Source organism: Marisediminitalea aggregata, from assembly GCF_900129565.1.
Classification (GTDB): Bacteria; Pseudomonadota; Gammaproteobacteria; order Enterobacterales; family Alteromonadaceae; genus Alteromonas; species Alteromonas aggregata.
Genome location: NZ_FQWD01000004.1, coordinates 478,674 through 504,769 on the forward strand (window position 1 = coordinate 478,674; position 26,096 = coordinate 504,769).

19 protein-coding genes and 1 tRNA gene are annotated in these 26,096 nt (G+C 48.1%); 7 read left to right on the forward strand and 13 right to left on the reverse strand.

The features are described 5' to 3' along the window. Positions 1-33: 33 nt before the first annotated feature. From BUB81_RS13670 to pepA, 10 genes are all read right to left on the reverse strand, one after another. Positions 34-582 (reverse strand): PepSY-associated TM helix domain-containing protein, encoded by a 549-nt coding sequence (locus BUB81_RS13670; protein ID WP_245819206.1) that lies wholly within the window; start codon positions 580-582, stop codon positions 34-36. Positions 583-595: 13 nt separating this feature from the next. Continuing rightward, positions 596-1,084: a DUF4920 domain-containing protein gene (locus BUB81_RS13675; protein WP_073323671.1), complete on the reverse strand. Its 489-nt coding sequence runs from the start codon at positions 1,082-1,084 to the stop codon at positions 596-598. 46 nt (positions 1,085-1,130) lie between these two features. Further along, on the reverse strand, positions 1,131-2,234 hold the full coding sequence (locus tag BUB81_RS13680) for a cytochrome-c peroxidase (protein ID WP_245819207.1): 1,104 nt from the start codon (positions 2,232-2,234) through the stop codon (positions 1,131-1,133). Beyond that, the gene (locus tag BUB81_RS13685; protein ID WP_073323673.1) at positions 2,222-4,945 is read right to left on the reverse strand and encodes a TonB-dependent receptor plug domain-containing protein; all 2,724 of its coding nucleotides are present in this window, start codon (positions 4,943-4,945) and stop codon (positions 2,222-2,224) included. The genes BUB81_RS13680 and BUB81_RS13685 overlap by 13 nt, the downstream gene beginning before the upstream one ends. Beyond that, the gene (locus tag BUB81_RS13690) at positions 4,946-7,735 is read right to left on the reverse strand and encodes a cadherin-like domain-containing protein (RefSeq protein WP_084526542.1); all 2,790 of its coding nucleotides are present in this window, start codon (positions 7,733-7,735) and stop codon (positions 4,946-4,948) included. Between the two features lie 398 nt (positions 7,736-8,133). After that, entirely contained in the window at positions 8,134-9,846 is a 1,713-nt protein-coding gene (locus BUB81_RS13695; protein ID WP_073323677.1) for a bifunctional protein-serine/threonine kinase/phosphatase, read from the reverse strand. A 75-nt stretch (positions 9,847-9,921) separates the two neighbouring features. Then, positions 9,922-11,388, reverse strand: coding sequence for a NarK family nitrate/nitrite MFS transporter (locus tag BUB81_RS13700; protein WP_073323680.1), 1,467 nt, complete (start codon positions 11,386-11,388; stop codon positions 9,922-9,924). A gap of 271 nt (positions 11,389-11,659) precedes the next feature. Then, a complete protein-coding gene (locus BUB81_RS13705) occupies positions 11,660-14,446 on the reverse strand; it encodes a valine--tRNA ligase (RefSeq protein ID WP_073323682.1) in 2,787 nt (928 codons plus the stop codon). 24 nt (positions 14,447-14,470) lie between these two features. Next, complete coding sequence (locus tag BUB81_RS13710; RefSeq protein WP_073323925.1) at positions 14,471-14,920, reverse strand: DNA polymerase III subunit chi; 450 nt, start codon at positions 14,918-14,920, stop codon at positions 14,471-14,473. Between the two features lie 6 nt (positions 14,921-14,926). Continuing rightward, a complete protein-coding gene (gene pepA / locus BUB81_RS13715; RefSeq protein WP_073323684.1) occupies positions 14,927-16,432 on the reverse strand; it encodes a leucyl aminopeptidase in 1,506 nt (501 codons plus the stop codon). A 252-nt stretch (positions 16,433-16,684) separates the two neighbouring features. Here pepA and lptF point away from each other — a divergent pair, with 252 nt between their 5' ends. The 3 genes from lptF to BUB81_RS13730 are packed head-to-tail and all read left to right on the forward strand — an operon-like array spanning position 16,685 to position 19,207. Further along, positions 16,685-17,782, forward strand: a complete 1,098-nt coding sequence (gene lptF, locus BUB81_RS13720) for an LPS export ABC transporter permease LptF (protein WP_073323686.1) — start codon at positions 16,685-16,687, stop codon at positions 17,780-17,782. Then, positions 17,782-18,843 (forward strand): LPS export ABC transporter permease LptG, encoded by a 1,062-nt coding sequence (gene lptG, locus BUB81_RS13725; RefSeq protein ID WP_073323688.1) that lies wholly within the window; start codon positions 17,782-17,784, stop codon positions 18,841-18,843. The genes lptF and lptG overlap by 1 nt, the downstream gene beginning before the upstream one ends. 22 nt (positions 18,844-18,865) lie before the next feature. Further along, on the forward strand, positions 18,866-19,207 hold the full coding sequence (locus BUB81_RS13730; protein WP_073323690.1) for a DUF5329 family protein: 342 nt from the start codon (positions 18,866-18,868) through the stop codon (positions 19,205-19,207). A gap of 29 nt (positions 19,208-19,236) precedes the next feature. Here the strand turns inward: BUB81_RS13730 and BUB81_RS13735 are convergent, their stop codons facing one another. After that, positions 19,237-19,680, reverse strand: a complete 444-nt coding sequence (locus tag BUB81_RS13735) for an RDD family protein (protein WP_370167256.1) — start codon at positions 19,678-19,680, stop codon at positions 19,237-19,239. 327 nt (positions 19,681-20,007) lie between these two features. Between BUB81_RS13735 and BUB81_RS13740 the strand changes: the two genes are divergently transcribed. Then, positions 20,008-20,094, forward strand: a tRNA-Leu gene (locus tag BUB81_RS13740). Positions 20,095-20,688: 594 nt separating this feature from the next. On the opposite strand, the gene cspE is transcribed toward BUB81_RS13740, so the two are convergent. Next, entirely contained in the window at positions 20,689-20,901 is a 213-nt protein-coding gene (cspE, locus tag BUB81_RS13745) for a transcription antiterminator/RNA stability regulator CspE (RefSeq protein ID WP_070178321.1), read from the reverse strand. A 412-nt stretch (positions 20,902-21,313) separates the two neighbouring features. Here cspE and BUB81_RS13750 point away from each other — a divergent pair, with 412 nt between their 5' ends. Next, positions 21,314-22,168, forward strand: coding sequence for a transglutaminase family protein (locus BUB81_RS13750; protein ID WP_073323927.1), 855 nt, complete (start codon positions 21,314-21,316; stop codon positions 22,166-22,168). 542 nt (positions 22,169-22,710) lie between these two features. Here the strand turns inward: BUB81_RS13750 and BUB81_RS13760 are convergent. Continuing rightward, a complete protein-coding gene (locus tag BUB81_RS13760; RefSeq protein WP_073323694.1) occupies positions 22,711-22,968 on the reverse strand; it encodes a type II toxin-antitoxin system prevent-host-death family antitoxin in 258 nt (85 codons plus the stop codon). 412 nt (positions 22,969-23,380) lie between these two features. On the opposite strand from BUB81_RS13760, the gene BUB81_RS13765 reads away from it, so the two are divergent. Together BUB81_RS13765 and BUB81_RS13770 are read left to right on the forward strand one after the other, a co-directional pair. After that, on the forward strand, positions 23,381-24,025 hold the full coding sequence (locus BUB81_RS13765; protein ID WP_073323695.1) for an NAD(P)H-dependent oxidoreductase: 645 nt from the start codon (positions 23,381-23,383) through the stop codon (positions 24,023-24,025). Position 24,026: 1 nt separating this feature from the next. Continuing rightward, a complete protein-coding gene (locus tag BUB81_RS13770; RefSeq protein WP_073323697.1) occupies positions 24,027-25,958 on the forward strand; it encodes a monovalent cation:proton antiporter-2 (CPA2) family protein in 1,932 nt (643 codons plus the stop codon). Positions 25,959-26,096 lie beyond the last annotated feature (138 nt).

The window sequence follows — 26,096 nt, forward strand, 5'->3', positions numbered from 1 at the left end:
GTAACCAACCGGGAATAAACCAGGCTGTCAGCCTCACAGCCACATGTAAGCCAGCGGAATTGCCGTACCGAGCAACACCAACCAACCGCGTCGCCACGACAGTGCGCTGTATTTTCCCTTCACCATGAATAGCGCCGACACCGCCAGGTATATCAGCAACACGGCATACACATCAGAGAACACCACCCACTTTTGGCGTACCTCGTTAAGGTGAAGCCGGTTTAATGCAGGTATGATTGGCCGCGGTGTAATGGCTTCGTAAACCGCGCGCTGCATATTCAGGTTCAGCGTAATAGTATGCCCTTGCTCCAAAAACAATTTATAACGAGACGGAGACTCCCAATAGCTGGCTTTTACAGACGTATCGAGATTGAACGCGTTAAGCAAATACGCGTTGATTTCTGCATCGCTGGCCTGGAGAGTCAGGCTAACCTCAGCTTCAGCGCGCTCGACAATATAGTTGGGGTTAATATCACGCACATGGTTAAGCGCCAGTCCTGACACAGCAAACACCAGGGTAAAACTAATGCAGAAGTACCCGATGTCGCGATGCAGCGTGCGGTTTAACCTGAACCAGTTCACGCTCCGTAACCGGTTAATCAAGAATGTCTACCGCGACAGGCTCTACTTGATAGATAGCCATGCCTTCTGTCACTGTTTTCGGATCGAAGTCCTCGCCGTTTCGTTTTGCAAGCGCAGCCAGATAGCGTTGAGTCTGGGCCTGAGATAAGTGCACAGCATACAGTTTGCCTGTGGCGATGGCTTTGCGGCCTTTGGCGTGCATTGGAAACACCATATCGCCATCCTGCACTTTCAAACGCAATTTTTGAAACCGGGCATCCGAGGCAATGTCGGCCCAGCAGCCTCGCATTGAGCACACCCCAACAACGGTACCTTCAATTGTTACGGTTTTATCCAGATATGCTTCCGGGGAAGCAAGTATCGCAGACACCGCAACAGGCGGTTGATGGGTCAGTGCTTCACCAAAGTGTAAGGTTTCTGCGTGACTCACGCCGCTCATACTCAGAGACGCGAAAGTCAGAAGTGCGCCAAGCACGCGTTTGTTTTTATTCAAAATTGGCATGTAGCCTCCGGGTTTATACTTGACCTGACCGGGTTGTACCGGCCCGTCATAACAGGGTTAAAAATGCGACCAAAGCAGAGCGCTCTTCCTTGGTTAATTCCAGCTTTACCAGTAGCGGGGTTGTTTCAGGGTACAGAGGATCATTGTCGTACGCCTCACGGCGTTTCGTTCTGGCTCCCCCCGCGTTGTACAGGTTCACAACACCCGGCAGACTGCTGAACAAACCGTTGTGCATCCAGGGCCCGGTGTGACTCACTGCCAACAGCGAAGGCGTGCGAAAACGACCAACATCACTTGCCAGTCCGGTCACCTCGTAACGCCCCAGGTCCTCGAACTTGCGGCCGTAATAAGACAGCCCGGTATTGTGAAACTGATTGTCACTTAACAGCGCCCCTTCGTGACACGTCATGCATCGCGCTTTGGTACGAAACAGGTGCAAGCCCCACAGTTGCTCGTCACTCAGCATACCAATAGCCACTTCAGGCTCCCCGGGCAAACGTTGTAGCACTTGTTGAAACGGGGTATCAGGCGGCGGTATCTGCCGTTCAAACTGCGCTATCGCATCGGCAAGATGCACACTTTTGATCTCTGAAATGCCGTATGCAGCAGCGAAGGCGCTAGCGTACTTTTCGTTTTGATTCACACGTTTCACCAACTCGGCCACCGGTAAATCCATTTCTTTGGGGTCGCTGACAGGAAACAATGCCTGATGCTGAGCGGAATTTGCCCGTCCATCCCAAAACAACGAGGTCCATAAATTAATACCAAACAGTGCCGGTGTATTTCTGCGCCCTACCTGCCCATCTATGCCAACCGCTTGCCTGCGTCTGTCGGCAAACACCAGGTGGGCAGCATGACAGGTAGCACAAGACACGGTGTGGTCACGTGACAACATGGTGTCGTTAAATAGGGCCTCGCCGAGTGCCACTTTGCCGGCATCGGCTTTTTCGGGTTGTGGCAAAGCCTGCATTGGCGCTGGCGCGATATTGTCTGTTGTAATAGCAAGGGGCCAGTATGACTGGCCCTCGCTGTATTGCCCTCGCAACGCTTTCAGATAATCCGCATGATCTGCGGTATCGCCCGCTGCAGCGACCACAGGGCCAGTAGCGATCAGACACATGACCGCGATAGTATTTTTTACCAGTCCCATCGCGCTCCGGCCCACAAAGTTCGCCCGGTTTCTACGCCATCGTTACCGGGAGTCACCATATACGTTCGGGTATTAAACAAGTTGGTGATATCTACCGACAGAGTCAGGTTGCCCCACTCTTGCAGGGAGAGTGTATAACGGGTAGCCAGATTAACTTGCCAGCGACGGGCAAACTCGACTTTGCGATAAATAGGCACACTGATACTGTCGACATCGCAATCTTTGCACAGCCACGCAATATTGCCACTTGATATATACTGACCTGTGGCCACCGCAGTGTGATAAGCGTCAGTAAAAGCGCCGTTTAATGTAGTCGAAAACGCCTCGGTCCAATCGGCATGCCAGCCAAAATTCACTCGCAACGGGCGGCTGAAGTTGGTGTTTAACGTAGCAACGGCTGACTGCGTAGTAAGACTGCCTACACCGTTGCCGATATACCAAACCAGCTCATCAAGGCTCACGTCATCCACCGCCTCGTTATACGAATCCCCATTGCTTTTTGTGCGACTGAAATCCGTATTTGCCCAGAATGAATGAGCCCGCCAACTTGCACTCCAGGCAAGTGATATGCGGCTACTGGTACCAAATCCACTGTTATCCTGATACGCATAGCGATAGCCGTCTGCGCCCAATTCTGATTCACTGGCGCGGGCAAGCTGATCGCGCTGCCAGCGATGGATGCCGCGTAGCGATACAAAGCCAAACGCCCCCAGACTTTGTTTAAGGGCCAGTACCACTTCGTCATTATAGGGGGAGTCCAGTCCTTCGTAGCGGTACCGCAAGTCAGCGTCGAGACTGGACGGGACCCACGCCTGTAAGCTGCCATTCAGGATTGGCCTAAACTCGGTGTAATAGGGTTTGCTTTCCTGTTTGAGCTTATAGGTTGCCAGGCCTGCGTCGTAATAGCGACTCGCCCCAAACACTAACAGTGTGCTGTTGTCGTCAAACCAATCCCAACTGCCACTAAACCGTGGGGCCAGCGTGTGATTTTTAAAGAAATCATCGTACTCGTAGCGCAATCCTGCGTTCAGCGTGAGTCGGTCCCAGTGAATCTGGTCATTCAGGTAAATCCCTACCTGATTCACGTTCACGCGAATATTTTCCGACGGGTAAACAATACGGAAATTAAAAAATTGCGGCGACACTAACACATTGTCACTGTACAGGAGAATATGCTCAGGATTACTGAAATCCAGAGGCTCACCTAATTCCGCCTCCAGCGTTTCAATGCTCTTCGCCAATGAAAGCTCAACACAGTCCAGCGTATAACCGCTGCAGTTAAGGGCGTTGTTGCCGGCTGATGCGCTGTATTGCACGGCTGAGTTGTAATAGTAACTGTCAGCATTGCGTTTGCGTCCCAAAGCCTGATATTGGGCACTGAAGCCCACTTTCAAACGGTGCTCTGCGCGTCCCCATTGCCAGTCGTTAAACTGGAACTGATTACGCCATGTTGCCGTTGTTTGTGTTTTGTCTAAATCACCAAATCCGCCCTCGCGGGAAACCGGCTGCTGTGTATCATCGAGATCATCGTCAACCGCCGTATCCCTGCCCCATGCTTTCCCATTGGCTTGCAGCCACAAATAAAAATGCGGTGGCGCTTCGCGACTGTTCTCGCTGGTATTGAAACTAAACTCACTGATCCACTCACCGCTCGAAAATGCTTTTTCTGCGTTTAGGGTTGTACCGTACCCGCCGCCAGAGATAACAAGCTCACTGTTTAACACGTTTTCCTGTAGGTTGCGGTTTTCATAAGGCGCATACAATACAGACCAATCGAGGTTGTCAAAGAAAGCGTTGCGCAGTGAATATTTCACTAACAAATTGATGTTTTGCCGCTCGGTATTCACGATTTCCCGGAATGACACCTTGCTCTTTTTAGCTGTGAGGTAATTGACAGACACCAACAGCCCCTGATTCTCGCTTAGTGGTGTGGAAGCCAGAAAATTCACGCTCTGCTGTTCAAACTCCGGCGTTAGCAGGTCAGTGCTGAAGGCATCGCCATCGTCATCGATGTCTCCGTTAATGATGTGATACTGATTCCAATCACTGTTTGAACCACGGTAGCCTAATGACACCCGGGCTTTGTCGGATTGGACTGCAGAAGCGGTTTGAACATCAACAACCCCGCCCGAAAAGCCGCCAAATTCCACCGGTATATTACTGTCGTAAACATCAATGCTGTCAACGATCTGGCTGTTAACGTTAAAGTTCTGCGGTCCGCCCTGGACATCGTTAACGGCCCCCTCAGACCGATTGTAAGCCCCCGGGTCCAGTCGACTATTGAAGTTCATTCCGTTAATAAAAAAACCGGTTTGCCAGGGTTGGGCGCCAGAAATTGATATTTGCTTGGCTCGGATTTCCCCTGCTTGTGATACAGCCAGTGCGTCTTCAGATAACTGCACCCCAGGTAGCAAGGCAATCAGGTCGTTAATATCACCGGTAGTCTTAGGCGCATTTCGTATAAAGTCTTTCGACAACATAAACCGGCCAAATGCTTCCGGCGCTTCAATGCCGATATATCGACCAATCACTTCGATATGTTCTACGTTGTCCTGGTCTTCTTTCGGCTCGGTTGTTTCGGTCGAAACCAGTACTTTTTCTGCAGCGGAGTTGTCTTGGTTACTATCAACAGCCTGGGCTGCTACCTGTAAAGGTAACAGCCCAATTGAAGCAACAAGACCAGCTAACATGTTGCGGTTATAGCCTAGCACTTAGTTGCCTTCTCCCAATGGCGTAGCGTCCTGCTCATCGGCAATACCATCATTGTCTGAGTCTGTGTCAGCGACCAAGCCTGACTCAGCAATCTCCTGCTCTGTTGCGGTTGTCAGGAAGAAGTTCGGCAAACCGTCACTATCGGTATCAACATTGGCCACTTTGCTACCCGGATAGTCGTCTTTTTCTGCCCACACGACGGCAAGTTGAGCATACAGCTCGTATTGATCTGCGGTGGCGTTTACCTCACTGGCCGCGAACTGTTCTGCTTCAGCAAACAATCCGGCGCGGGCGTTCGCTAACAGTATCAATGCCATAATGTCTTGCTGCTCATTGTCTGATAACTCAGTTACTGCAGCATTAATCGCCTTTAGAGTGCTGTGTAATTGGGTCTGAAATTGCGAGAAGAGCGCAGCAAACTCAGTAATGTCAGCAGCCTGTCTGCGCATTGCGGTTTTCACCGTATACAGTTTGAAATAAGAAGAAACATAATCGTCAGAACCGGTTATCCACAACAGCACTTCAAGATAACCTTCCAGCGCTTCAAGTGTGTTGCCTTCATCATCTTTCATTAAAGACACAATACCGGTGAGCACAGAATTGCTCATAACAACGGCACTCTCGAATGCGCCATAATTGGCAGTCACGCTGGCAATATAGGCCTGAAATTCCAGGGCATCGATATCAGAATCGAAAGACTGGGCAATAACCGACATGTCGCTGGCTAACGCATTCATAACTTCGGTATTTCCAGCTTCCGCATACAAAGTCAGCAGCGCCTGATACCCCTCAATGATGGCAGCATCTGACATTATATTTTGTTCAGGCTGATAGTAGTTCTCAGCAATACTCAAACACGTATTAAGCACTCCATTAACGTCACCACCAGCCTTTTGATACAACCGTGACAAGCCTGCACAACCATAAGAACCCAGTGTCATTTTCGCACTTTCGCTGTAAATGTAGTCTTCGTCTGTGAGTACAGTGAGGGCTTCATCCAGCACAGTTAGTGCTGCATCAAGATGTCCGCGATTTACAAGTAACCCCGCCGTTCTGATACCTGACCCGGAGCCTGCGCCTTGTTGAACCAGGAACTCGTAATAGTCGCGAAGATCGCCGTTCTCCTCAAAATGCGTTTTTACCGAGGCAAGTAAGTCACTAAAGTCTTCACCCTTTTCTGCCGCGGCTAAAACCTGATACATATGGATAAACACGATGGCGTCGTTATAGTTTCGCGTGCCTGGTTCGAGCAGCGCTAACGCCAGATTCGTTTCTGCGTCTGGATAGTAGTAAGCAAATAGTCCGGCCTGAATTTCTACGATTGACGAATAGCTACTCAAGGTTGCAGCTCCGTATTCAGACGCCTCAACATTGTAATTAGCGTCATACCCGCTAACGCCATACAGTGCGAGTGCTTCAGCCAGATACTGTTTGGCCTTTTCCGGCTGATTCAGGTACATGTAGTGCTCTGCTAACCAAGTGACGTACAAAACTCGCATTTGGTAAGAGTACTGCCCTTCGTAATCCCCCCGGGTAATAACCCGGTAACCTACTTCCATTGCGATGTCTTCTAACAAGCCCGCAGCTGTTAAAGCACTGTCTAAATCAGCATCGCTGCCGCTTTCGAAGTATGCGGTCTGCTGGTTAGAAACATTAATTCGGCTGGCAGACAATAAGCGACCATATGCTGTTGAATACTCATCGTCATTAATCGCATCAGCGTAAATACGCACAGAGGTTAACATCGCATTTGCTGCATCGGCGTTACCGGACTCCTCATAATCATTGATAAGCCCGATAAAGTAATTTGCATCACTGCTGGACAGGTTTGAAATACCTTTTTCTGCCAAATACTGGTTAAACAAGGCCACCGAAGATGCACGCTTATCATCCCCCTCTTCAGTTAAGCCCAATGTATCCAGTCGCTCACCGACGGCCTGATAAGCCCTGGCCTGATCATCGAGTGTCGTGATTGCTGCAATATTCGCATCGGCCTCACTGGCAAAGCCTGCCGTGGTGTAGCCCACGGCCAGGCCGGCTCGCACTTCGTTAAGCAAATCATCATCAATTATGTTTTCCATACGAGCTTCGGCTTGCTTCAAGTGAGATTGAGCCGAACTGTAGTAATAACTGAGTTTATCGGCGTTGGTGCTGAATGACGCGGCCAGGCTGATTTCGGCTTCAACGGGATCGCTGATCACGCCATCGGTAACAGCAATGGTGAAACTGCCGTCGATTTGCTCCAGTGTGTACGGTGTATATTCAAATTCCCCGGTTGCACTGTTGATTTCAAGTTGGCCATTTTGCGGGGCAGTAATGACGGTTATGGTGATGTCGTCGCCGTCTGCATCGGTGATCTCAATCGAGCCCGTTGTGGTTCCCTGACTACTCACGGTCACCTGACTGGTGCCCACAACCGGAGCATCATTGACGTTCGTTACCGTGAAAGTTACCGTAGCGGTATCTGACAACTTCCCGTCTGACACCGTAACAGTAACGCTGTCTTCACCGAAGAAGTCCCCGTTTGGCGTATAGGTATAGCTACCATTGCCATTCAACTCAAACACACCATTGGACGCGGCTGACGCCAGGGTGAAATTCAACGTGTCGTTGCTATCCGGATCTGAGGCTGACAATGTGCCGGTTACCGATTCATCTTCTGACACCGTTGCGGCAAAACTACTCTGACTAAAGGCTGGCGCCTTGTTTTCACTACCGCCACAGGCAACCAGTGAAGCTGCAATGGCTAACGCCAAAAGACTCCGGCTCTTGTTCTTACACGTATTCATCTCAGATCCTATAATATTTTATTCCAACATTAATCGGGGAGGAGAATATCACAGCAACACAAATGAGATCAATTATCATTTGCATTTAAGATTAAAATATAGACAGTGTTGTCGTTGAATTGGTGATGGGATTACTCACAGTAAAACGAGAGCCAGATTAGCTAAAACACAACCGGAAACAGTAATGAAAACGAAAAAATAAACTTTTTAATACAGAGTGTTGAAGTAAAATTCGCTTGCAGAAAATAGATTATAAACTGAGGCAGTGTGGACCTGAAAACAGTAAGATATGCCCCACCCTACCCACACTATCATTTATTTTGATGAGCGGACTGTGGTGCCGTCTATTATGACTAAATACGCTGATTATGCATTTAAGACAGTCATTAATACTGTAACTAACGGCTAAGCAACCAGGTTTGTAACAGCACAATTACCAGCAGAATGGCACTGACCCATTGCCACAGTAATACCGGGTTTCGTTCAATAAGGGGCGGTCGCTTTTCGGTCGCAACAATGTCTTTGGGGTTGTCCAGCGCCGCTTCAAATTCCGATAACGCATTGAAGCGTTTTTGCTGCTCCGGTTGCGTGGCTTTCTTTAAACAGATATCGATCCACGCGGGTAGGTCCGGGCGGTATTGCTTAATGCTCTGGTAGTGGAATTCGTTTGCACTTTCGGGAATATAATCTTTATATTTAAAGGGCTTATAAGGCAACGCGCCACTAAGCATCTCGTATACAATCACCCCTAGCGAAAACATGTCGGTTCTAAAGTCACTGTGATTCTGGATCAGAAATTCCGGCGCAATATAGTTCACCGATCCCACTGGGTAGTCTTCATGGGTTTGTTCGCCGGTTTCCAGCAGAGACTTAACCAACACTGTGCCAAAATCGATGAGTTTGACTTCACCGTGGGTAGTGATCATGACGTTTTCGGGCTTTATATCCCGATGCACCATGTCGTTGCGCTGAAACGTACGCAGCGCCACAATGATCTGTTTAACAATACGTCGAACTGTGTCGATTGAGGGCGATGGGTTATCTATAATCCATTGGCGCAGGGATTGTCCTTCGATGTATTCACATACATGGTAGTAATACTGTGTATTCTCACGTCGCGGCAATACTTTCATTATGTGTGGGCTATCCAGGCTTTTGCCCACCCATTCTTCACGTAGAAAGCCACGCAGAAAAGTGGTGTCATCCTCGAACTTTTCAGTGGGTGTTTTCAGGCCGTAAACTGTGCCAGACTGCTCGTCCAGCACCTTGTACAAACTGGAACGCGTGCCGTTAAATACCTGTTCCAGTACCCGGTAGCCTTCCAGCTTTTGCCCTACTTCCAGCGCAGGCGGGATCACAAGATGATCGCCATGTGCAGACAATTCATGTACGTCTACCGCAGGTAAACTCTCCACTCTTGCAAGCAAACAACTGACATTGTCATCGCTGCCGGCATCTAACGCTGCTTGCACGATCTTACGCGCAGCCGCTTCGAGATCCTGAGAATCTGCAAGCAGTGTTTTCAACTGTTTGTTCGACAAAAAGCTATGTACCCCATCACTGGTAAGCACATACAGTTCACCCGGCTGCAGGGCAAACGAGGTGAAATCCACATCGAGTTTTGCGTCCAGACCAATGGCACGGGTCAGTACAAAGTTTGCTCGCTGTTTGGCCGTGTGATCGTTGGTAAGCAATTCGAGTTGGCCATGCTGAAACCGGTGGACCCGGGTATCACCCACATGCATTAAAAAACCCGTGGTCGACTTAAACACGAGGCTGCTGAATGTGGTGAGCATTTGACTGCTGCCGCCCACTGCATAGTCAAACTGACCGTGGCACCAGCGATTCAGACTGGTTAGGATTTTCCCCACCGAACGACTTACAGACCAACTGGGAGGGGTTTGCATGTAGTCAAAGATGAAATTGTTAACTACCGTGGTTGCCGCTTCTTTCGCTTTGCTACAGGCCGAGACACCGTCGGCTATTGCAACCACAGCCCCTTTGTCGCGGAGCTGCTGCCCCTCGCCCTGCCAGGCAGCAAAGGCGTCCTGATTTTCAAACTTGATCCCCTGGCTGCTGTATCCGCCAAAACTTACATTCAAATTTGCCATGCTTTATCCAAAAAAAGCACCTGCCTCTGGCGAGGACAGGTGCATTACCACACTTATGCCTGTTGGGTAATAAGGTTAACCTACGTGAATCAGTTCGACGGTACCGTCTTCGTTCACTTCGGTAATTGCGCCACTCGGCTCTTTCATAAAGAGTAACGCAATAAAGCCAAATGCGGCAGTCCCACTAATAACCAGGAAGAACGTAGACGCATCAACAAAAGAATAGATAGTCAGATAAGTTACCGCACCCACGTTACCGTAAGCACCGGTCATACCTGCAATCTGGCCGGTGAGGCGGCGTTTAATAAGCGGCACAACCGCAAAGACCGCACCTTCACCTGACTGCACAAAGAACGAGCAGGCCATTACTGCCAGCACGGCCAGCCACACCGGCCAGTTCGCATCGATATGACTTAGTGTGAAGTAACCACCCGCCAGACCCGCAGTCAGAATAAGCAGGGTTTTCTTGCGACCAAAACGGTCAGAAATAATACCACCGCCAGGGCGTGACATCAGGTTCATAAAGGCATACATACCCGCCAACAAACCGGCTGTCGCCATCGACAACTCGAACGTTTCTGCAAAGAATGCAGGTAGCATGGATACCACGGCCAGCTCAGAACCGAAGGTAGCGAAGTACAGAATATTCAGCACCGCGACTTGCTTGAACTGATAGCGATGTTGCTCTGCGACCGGCTTCACAAAAATCTCGCGATTAACTTTGAAGTTGGAATACGCGTCGAAGCAATAAATTGCAAACAGCGCAACATAAATAAAGGTGCACACATCGGCCGACAACATGCCTACGCCATTCGGTGACAGCTTCCAGTTAAGCAGTGCCAGCGCCAGGTACATCGGCGTTTTCATAAATAACAGGAAATAGAAATCGCCTTTGCTGGTGACTTCCATACCGCCGAGGTTTTTGGGTCGGAAATAAGTGGAGCCTTTAGGGGTATCGGTGACGTTGGTGTAATAAATCACACTGAAAATAACACACAGGACACCGGTAATTGCTACTGCATAACGCCAGCCGTCATCGCCACCAAATACTACAGCCAGTGTAGGTAAAGTGAAGGCTGCTGCCGCAGAGCCAAAGTTACCCCAGCCGCCGTATATACCTTCGGCCGTGCCCAGCTCTTTAGGCGGGAACCATTCGCTGACCATGCGAATACCGATAACGAAACCGGCACCGATAAAGCCCAGCGCAAAACGCGCAATGGCCATTTGGGTAAAGTCGCTGGCAAACGCGAATAAAAAACAGGGTACAGAGCAGATTGCCAGCAGGGAAGAGTAAACTAAACGCGGTCCGTATTTGTCAGTAAGCGCACCGATAATAACCCGGGCAGGTATGGTGAGCGCCACATTTAAAATCAGTAAGGTTTTCCATTCTTCCAGGCTCAGGCCCATGTCGCCCATGATCACCTGTTTAAGTGGGGCCATGTTAAACCACACTACGAAGGTAACGAAAAACACCATCCAGGAGAGGTGAAGTATTTTCATTTTCCCGGTGAAAGAGAAAATATTAAATTTATCTGCAGTCATTGTTACTACCGTGTCCAAAAAACAAAATAAAAAGCCCAATCCTGGCGACAGGATCGGGCTTCATTACCAAACTTCATTCAAATTGTTAGCAAACGCCGGGCTTGCTTTATTTTGTTATGAAAATAGCAATAACCGAGCCAAATTTCAAAAACCATATATTACAGCAGGTTATAAAAATACGACTCACTATACACACTTTAGCATGCACCAAAGATGGGAGAAATAGCGGTAATTATGCACCAAATACGCACAACCGCTCACGCCCAGTCTTTTATAATGCCGCTATTGTGTCGCGTTGAGCAGAAAGCTTAGCCAGTTGTGACTCTGCATCGGCCAGCTTGGCGCGCTCTTTCTCAATAACCGCTTCAGGGGCATTGCTCACGAATTTCTCGTTAGACAACTTACCTTTAGTGCGGGCTGCGTCTTTTTCGATTTTCTCCATGGCTTTAGCGATACGAGCCAGCTCGGCATCTTTGTCGATAAGGCCTGCCATTGGGATCAGGATTTCCATTTCTCCTACCAGCGCTGCAGCACTGGCCGGCGCTTCTTCGCCTTGTGCCAGTATGGTTACGCCTTCAAGACGTGCTAGACGGTCGATAAAGGTACGTGAAATACCCAGGCGACGCTCGTCTTCTTCACTGGCGTTACGCAGTAATACCGACAGCGGCTTACTAGGCGCGATATCCATTTCACCACGGATATTACGGATGCCCACAATAAAGCGCTTCACCCACTCAATGTCAGCTAGTACCTGCTCGTCTTGCTTACTGGTATCTACGGTTGGGAATGGCTGAACCATGATGCTGTCGCCGTCTTTAACTTCCAGCGCACTTAATGGTGCAACGCGTTCCCAAATAGTTTCAGTGATGAACGGCATTAATGGGTGCAGCAAGCGCAACAGGCTTTCCAGTACGTTGATTAACGTATGGCGCGTGCCGCGTTTTTCAGCGTCAGAGGCCTGATCATTATTCAGTACCGGTTTGGTTAATTCCAGGTACCAGTCACAGAACTGGTTCCAGGTAAACTCGTATACCGTTTGCGCAGCAATGTCGAAACGATACTCGCTGATGGCTTTTTCAAATTCCGCCAGCGTTTGCTGGAACTGTGCCCAAATCCAGCGATCTGCCAGACTCAGTACCAGTTCACCGCCGTCGCGACCGGTATCTTCAGTTTCAGTGTTCATTAACACGAAACGCGATGCGTTCCAGATCTTGTTACAGAAGTTGCGGTATCCTTCTACCCGGCCCATATCGAAGTTGATATCGCGACTGGTAGACGCCATAGCCGCAAAAGTGAACCGCAGTGCGTCGGTACCGTAAGCGTGAATGCCGTCCGGGAATTGCTTGCGCGTGCGCTTTTCAATTTTGGCTGCCAGCTGCGGCTGCATCATACCCGAGGTACGTTTAGCAACCAGTGACTCCAGATCAATACCGTCGATCAGATCGATTGGGTCCAGTACGTTCCCTTTCGACTTCGACATTTTGTCGCCGCTCTCATCGCGGATCAGACCGGTAATATAGATATCTTTAAACGGGATCTTGCCGGTAAAGCGCTTGGTCATCATGATCATTCTGGCAACCCAGAAGAAGATGATGTCAAAGCCGGTTACCAATACCGAAGACGGTACAAAGGTTTCCAGTTCTGGTGTTTTTTCCGGCCAGCCCATGGTGGCAAATGGCCACAACGCCGACGAGAACCAGGTGTCGAGTACGTCTTCGTCCTGACGCAGCACGACGCTGTCGTCCAGACCATTTTTGCTGCGTACTTCGGCTTCATCGCGACCAACATAAATGTTGCCGCTGTTGTCATACCATGCCGGAATCCGGTGACCCCACCACAGCTGACGCGAAATACACCAGTCCTGAATGTTGTGCATCCACTGGTAATAGGTCTTGCTCCAGTTTTCCGGTACAAAACGGATTTCACCGCTTTCCACTGCTTCGATTGCAGGCTTCGCCAGTTCTTCAATAGCTACATACCACTGATCAGTCAGGTACGGCTCAATAACAGCACCAGTGCGGTCGCCGCGCGGTACTTTTAACTTGTGATCATCGATTTTAACCAGTACGCCATCTTGTTCCAGCTGTTCCACTATGGCTTTACGCGCGTCAAAGCGGTCCAGGCCTCGGTAAGCTTCCGGTGCTTCGTCGTTCACTTTCGCATCTGGCGTGAAGATGTTGATCATAGGCAGGTTATGACGCTTGCCCATGTCGTAGTCGTTGAAGTCGTGCGCAGGGGTGATTTTCACGCAACCTGTGCCGAATTCCGGATCAACATAGTCGTCGGCAATGATTGGAATTAAACGGCCGGTAATAGGCAGCTTAATTTCTTTACCAATGTAGTCCTGATAGCGCTCATCATCCGGATGTACCGCCACAGCGGTGTCGCCCAGCATGGTTTCCGGGCGCGTGGTGGCAACCACAATGCTGCCACTGCCGTCAGCCAGTGGATAACGCATGTGCCACATGTGACCGGCTTCTTCTTCGTTCAGTACTTCCAGATCGGATACCGCCGTGTGTAGTACCGGATCCCAGTTTACCAGGCGTTTGCCGCGGTAAATCAGGCCGTCTTCATGCAGTTTTACAAAGACTTCGGTTACCGCTTTAGACAGGTTTTCGTCCATGGTGAACACTTCACGATCCCAGTCAGGCGATGTGCCTAAACGACGCATCTGGCTGGTGATGGTGCCACCCGAGTGTTCTTTCCACTCCCAGATTTTATCGACAAAGGCTTCGCGCCCCAGATCGTGACGGGTTTTGCCTTGTGCATTCAACTGACGTTCAACCACCATTTGCGTGGCGATACCAGCGTGGTCGGTACCTACCTGCCATAAGGTGTTGTCGCCTTTCATGCGGTGATAACGGGTCAGCACGTCCATAATGGTTTGCTGGAAGCCGTGACCCATGTGCAGACTACCGGTTACGTTTGGCGGCGGCAGTAAAATACAATACGGTTCTTGCGCGGGATCGCCTGAGGCCTTGGCTTTAAATAGTCCGTCGTTTTCCCAGCGTTGGTAACATTGCTGTTCAATGGAATGGGGTTCGTAGGTTTTGTCCATGGAGAGTCTCAAAGAATACCTGTGTTAAGCCGGTAAAAACTGCATTTGGCAGCCGGCTTGTTGAAAATATTTATAGCGTTGTCGGGCTTGCTGTTTAGCGGCCTCTTCTACCGGCACAAAATCAACAATTTGCTGGAACTGGTTGAATTGATTCACCAGTTGACCACTCACGTTGATCAGGCAGGGCCGGCGGGGTAATTGTTGTGCCTGCCAGACGATTTCCACCGGTGCACCACCGGGCGGACCTTCGCCAGCAAGATTGTGCGGCACAAAACGCGCCGCGGGCAGTTGCCATAACAGCTCATCTACCGCTTCAGCCTGGGCCTTGTCGGCGCACAGTACCACACTCTTCTGCCGGTTGGCATAGAGTTCGGCGGTTAATTCGCAGGCTTTCGCGCACAGGGCAGACACCGCCGCGCCGCCATCGGGCGACACGGTTTCTTCTGTTAGCGCGTAAAATCGAACAGCGGGCACGGGCAATTAGTCCTCTTGCGCCAAACCAGCGCGATTCATTAAGAACTGCGCAAGCATTGGCACTGGGCGGCCCGTTGCGCCTTTGTTCTTACCGCTGTTCCAGGCGGTACCGGCAATGTCCAGATGCGCCCAGTTGTACTTTTTAGTGAAACGCGACAAGAAACAACCCGCTGTAATAGACCCGGCCGGACGACCACCGAGGTTGGTCATGTCAGCAAACGGGCTTTCCAGTTGCTCCTGGTAGTCGTCCCACAAAGGTAAACGCCAGGCGCGGTCAGATGCCTGCTCAGAGGCATTCAGCAGTTCGTGTGCCAGCGGGTTGTGCGTGCTCATTAAGCCGGTTGCGTGTTTACCTAAAGCGATAATACAGGCGCCGGTTAAGGTCGCAACGTCGATTACCGTATCCGGGTCGAATCGCTCTACGTAAGTCAGTGCATCACACAATACCAATCGGCCTTCGGCGTCGGTATTCAGCACTTCTACGGTTTGTCCTGACATGGTGGTCAGAATGTCACCCGGACGATATGACTTGCCGTCAGGCATGTTTTCACAGCCAGCCAGCACGCCAATAACGTTAACCGGCAGGTTTAACGCTGCAACCGTGTGCATAACACCCAGCACAGATGCGGCACCACCCATGTCGTATTTCATTTCGTCCATGCCTTCGCCAGGCTTCAATGAAATACCACCCGAGTCAAAGGTCAGGCCTTTACCCACCAGCACCAATGGTTGCTGATCCGGTTCACCGCCTTTGTGATGGATGATGCTCATGAGTGATTCATTTTCAGAACCACGACCTACCGCCAGGTATGAGTTCATACCCAGATCTGCCATGTTCGCTTCGTTAACGCATTCAACGTCAATCGAATCATATTCTGCAGCCAGTTGCTGGGCCTGATCCCACAAGTAGGCAGGGTTACAAATGTTTGGCGGCATGTTGGCAACGTCTTTGGTGACTTTCATGCCTTTAGCAATGGCCAGGCCGTGTTCTACCGCTTTTTCGCCAACGGTTAACTCGCGACGGGTAGGTACGTTGAATACAATTTTACGCAACGGTCGGCGCGGCTCGCCTTTTTTGCTCTTTAACTGCAGGAAGGTGTACAGGGTGTCCTGGGTAGTTTCCACTGCCTGGCGCACTTTCCAGTAGGTATCGCGACCTTTCACGTGCAGTTCGGTCAGGAAACATACGGCTTCCATTGAGCCGGTTTCGTTTAGTGTCTGAATAGTTTTCGCAATGATTTGCTTGTACTGACGCTCATCGAGTTCACGCTCTTTACCACATCCAACTAATAACACGCGCTCGCTAAGCACGTTTGGAACGTGGTGCAACAACAGCATTTGACCGGCTTTACCTTCCAGGTCGCCGCGGCGCAGCAGGTTACTGATATAACCTTCGCTGATCTCATCAAGCTGCTCAGCCACGCCTGACAGGCGTCGTGGCTCGTACACCCCAACAACAATACAGGCACTGCGTTGTTTTTCGGGACTGCCGCTTTTTACGTTAAACTCCATGATGTCACCTCAATTTTTATCTGTCTGTTGCCCCGGCATAAAATTCACATGCCGTTTTGCCGCGCTTATGGTTTAATACCGCAGCAAAATGTCTTACTGCGTGGGTGCGTTTATGTCGATAATACAACGTTCAGGCAATCGCACCTGCCGGAGCCAAGGGTTAGTTATACTGGCAAAACATGTAAAAATGGTAAGTTTACTCAAAATTATAGCTGCTTTCACTAAAATTCCGACTTTTAGCATAGGCCATAAATGCTGATATTCCGCTATTTACTTAAGGAAACGCTGAAGTCTCAGGTTGCCATTTTTCTCATACTAATGGCAATTTTTATTACCTTGCGATTTGTTAAAGTGCTGGGGGACGCCTCTGAGGGTGATATTCCTGCCAGTCTGGTAATTGGATTCCTGTCGCTGTACGCCCCTATCCTCGCTTCTCTGGTGATCCCCATTAGTGCCTTTTTGGGCATTATGATGGCTTATGGTCGCTTATACGTAGACAGCGAAATGACCGTGATGCGCGCCTGCGGCATCAGCGAATGGTACGTCACCCGGGTAATGTTATTCCTGTCGGTGCTGATTATGATCTTCACCGGGTTCGTGACGCTCTACCTCGCGCCCACGGCAGCGCAAAGCGAATACAACTTGCGAGAACAAGCCAAGGCTGAGGCTGGATTCAGCGCTATTATTCCTGGTCGATTCCAGGAAACCGGCAACCAGGAAGCCATGATTTTCGTGCATGATGTAGGAAGTGACGACTCACTTCAAAAGGTCTTCCTGGCGCAACAGCAAGCCAACGACGAAGCGCAGGTTCGGGTGGTTTACGCCCAGCGCGGTACCATTAGCAAAGAAGCCGACGGGACACGTCAGCTTATTCTGAACAACGGTAATCAGTACGAAGGTGAGCACCGCCGGCGCGACTTCCGCGTCGTGAATTTCGACGAATATCAGGTGCAAATTGACGATCCGGAACAGCAGGTCTCGCGCAAAAAGGTATCGGTGTTATCAACCGCTGAGTTGCTGCAGGACAATTCCATTGAAGCAATGGCCGAACTGCAATGGCGTATAGCCATCCCGCTTTCCATTCCGTTTCTGGTGTTGATTGCCGTTCCCCTGAGCGCAGTTGACCCTCGTCAGGGCCGGTTTGGCAAAATGTTCCCGGCTATTTTGTTATACCTCGGGTATTTCATGTTATTGCTGGCCAGTCGCCGCGTGCTGGAAGACGGAAAAATTCCGGTGCAGCTGGGGCTTTGGTGGGTACACGGTATCATGCTGATGATAGGCATTACCCTGCTCTCCCGTGACCGTAAATTCGGCACCGAGTTGCGCGCCAAACTGTGGAGGAAAACGTAATGTTTAAAATCCTCGACTTGTATATTGCCCGCACGTTGCTGGGCACAGTAACCGTTACTTTGTCGGTACTGATTGGTCTGAGCGCACTGATTAAGTTCGTTGAACAGCTTCGCAAAGTAGGTGAAGGCAACTACGACATGCTGGCAGCACTGGTGTACGTGCTACTTAGCTTACCCCGGGATCTGGAGCAGTTCTTTCCCATGGCGGTGTTGCTAGGCGGCTTGATAGGCATGGGATTACTCGCCAGCAACAGTGAGCTGGTGATCATGCAGGCAGCAGGGCTTAGCCGTTGGAATATAATAACGTCGGCGATGAAGTCGGCGGTGGTGATGATCATTGTGGTAATGGCAGTGGGCGAATGGGTAACCCCAGTGAGTGAATCCCGCGCCAAGGAACTGCGCACAGAGGCTATAACCGGGGGCTCTCTGTTTTCCTCAGACAAACTCGTGTGGGCTAAAGACGGCGATGCTTTTGTAAGCATTGGGCAGGTTATTAGCCGCGACTCACTACAAGATGTCAGTATTTACCGCTTTAACGACGCGCTGCAGCTCGCCAGTACAACCTACGCTAGCGGCGGCTTTTACAAGCAAAATGGCTGGACGTTGACTAACGTAACCCACACCACCTTTACCGAGGCTAAAATTGACACAGAGGCCCTGCCTACCTGGCGCTGGGATTCAACCCTCACGCCCGACAAGCTCGGCATAGTGTCAGTTAAGCCAGAAGCGTTATCCATTCGCGGGCTCAATGATTACATAACGTACCGCATTAATAACGAGCAGGATACCAGCCGTTACGAACTGGCTTTATGGCGAAAGCTACTGCAGCCTGTAACCGTTTGCGTGATGTTGCTCATGGCCTTGTCTTTTATTTTCGGCCCACTTCGCAGTGTTACCATGGGTGCTCGTATTATTATGGGCGTACTCACTGGTTTCGGCTTCTTCATTACCAATGAAGTATTCGGCCCACTTAGCCTGGTTTACAACATACCGCCTGCATTAGGCGCGCTGCTGCCCAGCTTGTTGTTTGCGGGTGTTGCGACCGTGTTGTTATCGCGATAGCGGTGCTCAGGAACAATAGTTTATGAAATGGATGTTACTGCTGACTGCGCTTGCTAGCTTGAATGCGAGCGCTGACTCATTCAAAGAAATCAGCCACCTGCTGAACTTCGTAAAAAGTACCGATTGTTCCTACGAACGCAATGGCAAACGCCATACCGGCGCAGAAGCACTAGGGCATATTAAGAAGAAATACGATTACTTTTCCGATGACATTGAAACCGCGGAAGACTTTATTCAATACGCCGCCACCAAGAGCAAAATGTCGGGCAAATATTATCTTGTGCACTGCCCTTCTCAGCCCACCGTAAAAAGCCAGGATTGGCTGCTGGTAGAACTGAAACGGTATCGCAGTTCGGCAAAGTAATTATCACGACTTTGCCCGCTATTATTGGACTACCAGCTTTTGTGATCGTTTTGGTTTTTGGTTAACTTAACCACTTCCGTTTTCGCCACCCGATCCTGCAAGGCTAGTTTGTTTTTCACATCAAACAACACCAATAGCGTACCCAGCCCGCCAAGAGACGTTACTAATCTGAGCAGCAACCGTGACCAGGTCATTGGGGCTTCAGTGGTGCTAAAAATACGTAATCGCCATGCGCGCATGCCCAGTGTTTGCCCACCACGTTTCCAAAACCACAGGAAAAACCCAGCAACCCAAACGCCTACCCACACCTGAATAATGGTGGTAAACATCACGGAATTTTGAATAAACTCATTCGGCTCAGCGTAGCCCTGCATATCGAACAAGCCGTTTTTCAGCGACACCACCATAAACACAATCATGGCCATCGCGGCACACATACCAACCGCAGTGGCGACCAGCGTGTCGTAGATCATAGCCGCCAGACGGCGAAAAAAGCCTGCACGTTGCTGTTCCGGAGACGACGTTGACGTAGCAGAAGGAGTAGATGCGGAAGTGTTAGGCTTTTTTGCCTTTTTTGACTTTGCCATGGACGAACAAATTACCTCTATTACCTATCGTACAGTGTGCCACAGAAGCGCAAAAAGGCCCACAAAAACCCCCGCACATCTCGAGGCGACTGCATTTTCGACGAATTATTAAACAGTTGATAGCCTAGATAAAAAAAACGCTTGTCAGTACGGCCAACATAGTTATAATTCGCAACCTAACTACTCCAGCAGTAGTTAAGCACATCTATCAGTGCCAGAGTGGCGGAATTGGTAGACGCAGCGGATTCAAAATCCGCCGGGGGTAACTCTGTGCCGGTTCAAGTCCGGCCTCTGGTACCACTTTTAGATGTGAACACAAACCGACGAAAGTCGGTTTTTTTGTGCCTGTAATCGGCGGCTCTCCCCTGTAAACGAGGGATCAGTATTCATCTCGTTCTATTAATTATTGGCTCTACCCCATAAATGGGGGATCAGCAGTCGTCTCGTTCTATTGGACTACCCAAGTAACCACGTGAATCGGCCTATTGTGTCACTACCACTTAAACAAACTGCTTAACCTTATTCTTGAGGCACTTTCAATCTGTATCTCAGGAGAAAAAAGGCGGTCAGTATTTAAAGATTATAAACGACTTTATAATCAATTTTTTAAATAGATAACAGCCAGGAAACAAACCTTTTTGTTTCGACTGAATTTTTAAAGTTTATAAATTTCTTTGATTTACCATCTTCAAAGGCAACATTAAATTTATTAACCGATATATGGGTAACAGGCGGCAGGACATTTATACCTGATGAATCAATAGTATTTTTCATAATTATTCTTATTTTATTTAATGAGTACAATTTAGATGGGAGTGAAAGCAGAATTTACTTGGGCAGTTTTGGTAAGTTGGATAGGGCTAGATTTAACTAGCCCCTAAAATCTTGCAAGGATTATAAAGCAACAACGTTTGAAGCTTGTGGACCTTTTTGGCCTTGTTCAATAGTAAATTGAACTTGTTGCCCTTCCACTAAAGATTTAAAGCCTTCTGACGCGATAGAGCGGAAGTGTACAAATACATCTTTTCCACCTTCAGTCGGCGTTAAAAAACCAAAACCTTTGTCATCATTGAACCACTTTACTGTACCATTTACGGATTTAGACATTTTAAAATTCTCTTGTTAATTAAATAATTGGCGAGTTTATCCGCCAGTAAGGCGCTAAAAAATAGTAAAACATTAACTAATAGAGCAAATGTAAATACTAAATCGACTTTGAATAACAAAAGAAGAAAGAGAAAAGCAAGAGCAGTAACAGATAAGGTGTTAATTTTCTAAAGCCAGACAAGAGTACGCTAGTTCGCAACCTATGTATATAATTAATTTTTCGTCAGAACATTTATTACTACTTGCAGCGTAATTATTATCTTACACAGCACTATTTATTTTATAAAAGCAGTTTAGCTCCTTAATATGATTTTTACGCTGTGAAATTTCCTCAACGTTAACCGTAATGTTTCAGCAAAAAATATTTAAAAGAGGTACCCTGATACTTCTATAGACATACATGTTGCATTATATGAAGCGATTCAGAGTGGTACACCAAACAACTTACGAATACTCTGATGACGTGCAATTAGACGCCCATACACTTCGTCTCAGGCCTCGGGAAGGACACGACCAGCATCTTGAGTCGTCAACACTCACTATTAGTCCGAATGCTGAATTAAAGTGGCACCGGGATGTAGAGAGCAATTCAGTCGCAATTGCCAGATTTTCGGAAGCCTCACATAGGCTGCATATTGAGAGCGACTCAATTGTCCAAAAATTTGATGTACTCCCTCAGGATTTTCTTATTGAAGATTATGCTGTTAATTATCCGTTTTGCTACCCTTCCGAAGATGCTATCACCCTAGCGCCTTACCTACGAAACAACACTGATGAAGACTACATCCTCATCAAAAATTGGTTGAATAATGCGTGGGCAACTCGACAACCCAATCAAACCTTTAAATTGCTTCTATCCATGAACCAATACATTTATCAAACGCTCCAATATATAAAAAGAGATGAAGAGGGAGTTCAAAGTTCATCTGCAACACTCAGCAAAAATGCTGGCTCCTGCCGGGATTACGCGAATTTATTTATTGATGCTGCACGCTATTTAGGATTTGCCGCTAGATTTGTAAGTGGCTATGTACATACCGAGGATGAACATCATCTCTCAGGTACGACTCATGCTTGGGCAGAAGTGTTTATTCCTGGAGCTGGATGGAAAGGCTTTGACCCAACTCATGGGGGCCTGGTAGGTGCGAACCACATTGCCGTAGCCGTAAGCAGACTTCCTGAACTAGTCCCTGCCGTGTCCGGAGCATTCTGGGGCTTGCCAGGTTCAAGTTTGAAAGTGGACGTATGGGTAACGGAAATAGGCTAATCTGAATATAATTAAATAACGGCGTGCAAAGAATTTGCAAAGCGTTTTTTAAACATATTAACCAACTGATACTAAATAACTATTTGATACACTAACTTTTCAAAATCCGCCGGGGGTAACTCTGTGCCGGTTCAAGTCCGGCCTCTGGTACCAAACACCTCTAGGTGTGCATCAATAAACGGGCTCTACCCCATAAACGGGGATCAGCATTCATCTCGTTCTATTAATTTAGAATAAATCAGACGAGCAAGTTCACTTCAAACAAAAGCTTTTTCAGATCTTGTCTAGAATCAATAACCAGAAGAAGGATGATCGTCTTTGTAGGCTCATCGACTCGATAAAACACCACATTATGACTATCGACAAGAAATTGTCTGTATTCAGTTAACCCTAGTTCCAGGAGCCTGTCACTATGAGGAGCAGAAAACGGATTTCCAGAGAGTTAAGACTTAACTTTTGATTTAATAGCTTGCTTGGCCTCGCTAGCAACATTCTGATTAAATTTTCTGGTTAAAAATGCATCCAGTTTTTTCAAACAAAGTTTAAAAACCGTTGTCACTTTTTTGCTGTCTCCAATCGTCGTCAAATGCTTCATCCAGATCAAATAGCCCATTCTGTCGCGCACTGTGTTCTGACAAATTAAAGAGTTTTAATAATGCTATAGTTTGTTGCTGTTCTTCGTAGTCTTTCGCATCCTGAATAACATACTTTGCCTTGCCATTTTGCGTGACCAAAATGGGATTATCCAATTCCAGATGATTCGCATGTTCCTTCATGCAAGGTACAGTTTGAGTTTTCATGACAATCTCTATTGGTCTAAATATAGACTTACTATAGTCCGATAGACGACAAATGAAACGGATAGATTTTGTGCATACAGAAAATTTGCAACGCCCCAAAAATTAAGCCTGATCTCCTAAATTTAATTAACTATTTTAAACATTGGATGTTCTACTAATAACCGCCGCTACTTTTCAGGGGGGGATTACGACATGCATGCGTTATTAACAATTTTCGCCTTTTAGCAATTGTTTTTATTTACCTTTCCAGCTCTCAACCTCTCATTTTTAACAGGTAACCAAAAGTATACTAATTGATTGTAGTTTCAAGGTAACTAAAATACACCACTTACCAAAAAGTGAGAAAACACACATACTTAACTACATTGTAATACCAACCAAAAGCAACACTAAACAAGCTTGGAAAACGTGTATGAATAGCGACAACAAAAGCGATATAGATGAAAGTAAGCACAATAGAAAAGTTTTGGTACTGTTTGCTCACCCTGCGCAAACCCGTTCTGAGGTTAACGTTCCGCTTTTTGCAGATGCACAAGCAATCGAGCATGTGACCGCTGTAGACTTGTATGCCGAATACCCCGACTTCAATATTGATATAGAACGCGAACAACAGCAGCTTGTAGATCACGACATCATCATTTTTCTGTACCCATTATATTGGTACTCAACGCCATCAATTTTAAAAGAATGGCAGGATCTTGTGCTCGAGTATGGCTTTGCTTATGGACACGAAGGAACGGCACTTAAAGGTAAACAATTTTTATGCGCAATAAGTGCTGGCGGCAAAGAAGAAGCGTATCAAACTGACGGTTTTAATCATTTCACTATCCGCCAACTTCTCCAACCACTTGAACAAATGGCAAGTATTACTCATATGACCTACCTGGCGCCTTTTGCATTGTTTGGTTCTCGCACCGCACAGGAAGAACACCGTATTAGCGATCATCGTCGAAAATGGACGACGTTGCTAAACAAACTCGTCAAAGGCGAACTGAATATGGAGAAAGCAATGAACATCGAAAACCTAGCCGATTTGTGCACACAGTCAGGAGAGTAAGATGACAGGCTATTTTCTCTATGCGTTTATTTATCTGGTGGCGGCGGTTATTGCAGTTCCCATCGCTAAGCGATTAGGGCTTGGTTCGGTTTTAGGCTATTTAATCGCAGGCCTGGTTATTGGCCCGGTATTCGGACTTGTGGGTGACGAAACCACAACTATCCAACACTTTGCCGAGTTTGGTGTGGTGATGATGCTATTTTTAGTTGGCCTGGAGCTTGAACCTCGCTCATTGTGGGCCATGAAATCAAAGCTTCTGGGTTTGGGCGGATTGCAGCTTGGACTGACTGCTGCGCTTATTACCGCCGCAGCAATTGCATTAGGTCAACCCTTTGGGGTTTCCCTGACGATAGGACTCATTTTTGCGCTGTCCTCAACTGCTATCGTACTACAAACTTTTCAAGAGAAAGGTTTACAGCAAACAGAAGGAGGCAAAAGCGCGTTTTCGGTGCTGCTGTTTCAAGATATCGCCGTCATCCCTATGTTAGCGCTAATCCCGCTGCTGGCTATTCCTGAGCTGGCGTCGAGTGCTGCAGAGCATGGTTCGAGCAGCGAAAGCCACAACAACTTAAGCCTGGTAGAGGGGCTACCACCGTGGGGCTACGGCTTGGTTATCATCAGTTCTGTGGCCTTTGTCACAGTGGGCGGTCACTACCTAAGCCGCCCTTTATTCAAATTTGTCGCTTCGTCACATCTACGTGAAATTTTCACAGCAACGGCGTTAATGCTTATTATCGGTATTGCCGCTCTGATGGGGTTAGTTGGTCTTTCCCCCGCCCTGGGCGCGTTTCTGGCTGGCGTAGTACTTGCCAATAGCGAGTTCAGGCACGAGTTGGAAGCTAACATTGAGCCTTTCAAAGGACTCCTCCTCGGGCTCTTTTTTATTACCGTAGGAGCAGGCATTAATTTTGGAGTACTGTCGGACAACGCAGTATTAATTGCAGCCCTTACTATTACGGTTATGCTTGTAAAAGCAATGGTACTGTACGTGATTGCCGTCGTATTTAAGTTGCGCGAAAGCAATAAATGGCTATTTACACTTAGTTTGGCGCAGGCGGGGGAATTTGGCTTTGTATTGTTAAGTTTTGCATCGCAAAACTATGTGCTCCCCAGTAATATTATTTCTGTTCTCTCTTTGGTTGTAGCCATTTCTATGTTCTTAACCCCCGGCCTTTTCATCTTATTCGACAAAGCCATTATGCCTCGCTATCAAGGCAGCAAAACACAACGGGAGCAAGACACCATTGACGAGCAAGGTTCGGTCGTTATTGCCGGTATAGGGCGCTTCGGTCAAATTATTAATCGCTTACTGGTAGCCAATGATGTTAAAACCGTGGTGCTTGATATCCGCTCAGAACAGATTGACCTAATCAGGCGTGTTGGCACAAAAGCCTATTTTGGCGATGCGTCTAAGCCGGATATTTTACACACTGCCGGTGCTCACGATGCCTCTTTGCTGGTTATCGCCATCGATGATAAAGACACGGCTGCCGAAATGGTAAAATATGCCAAGCATGCCTACCCCAATGTTAAGGTACTTGCCCGTGCATTCGATCGTGGTCATGGCTACCGTCTTCGTCAGCTAGGTGCAGATTATGTCGTATCAGAAACCTATCATTCCGCACTTGAAATGGGGGCAGAAGCACTACGTTCACTGAATATTCATCCTTTCCATGTTGAACGCCAAAAGATGGCCTATAAGAATATTGAAGATCAACAAAACGATATGCTTTATAAGGCATGGATTGACGATGCCAGCGGTGAACGCATCGACAATAACTACCTCAAACTATTTATTGAACTTGAGTCCTTAATTAAAAATGCACTGAAAGCAGATTTGCATGACAAACACTCAAAAATGCGTGGCTGGACACCGCCACCAAAAGGCTACGCTGAAAAACTTGAGCACGATGAAATACCTGATAATGAATAAGGTCAGACAACCATATCAAACGCTGGTTTTCACTAGGCTCTTAATGCAGTTTACGGCTATCCAACCAGGCCGTAACCCATTAAAACCCTCTCCGATGATGCGATTGATTAATATTAATAAAAATTAAGCTTGCAGCGC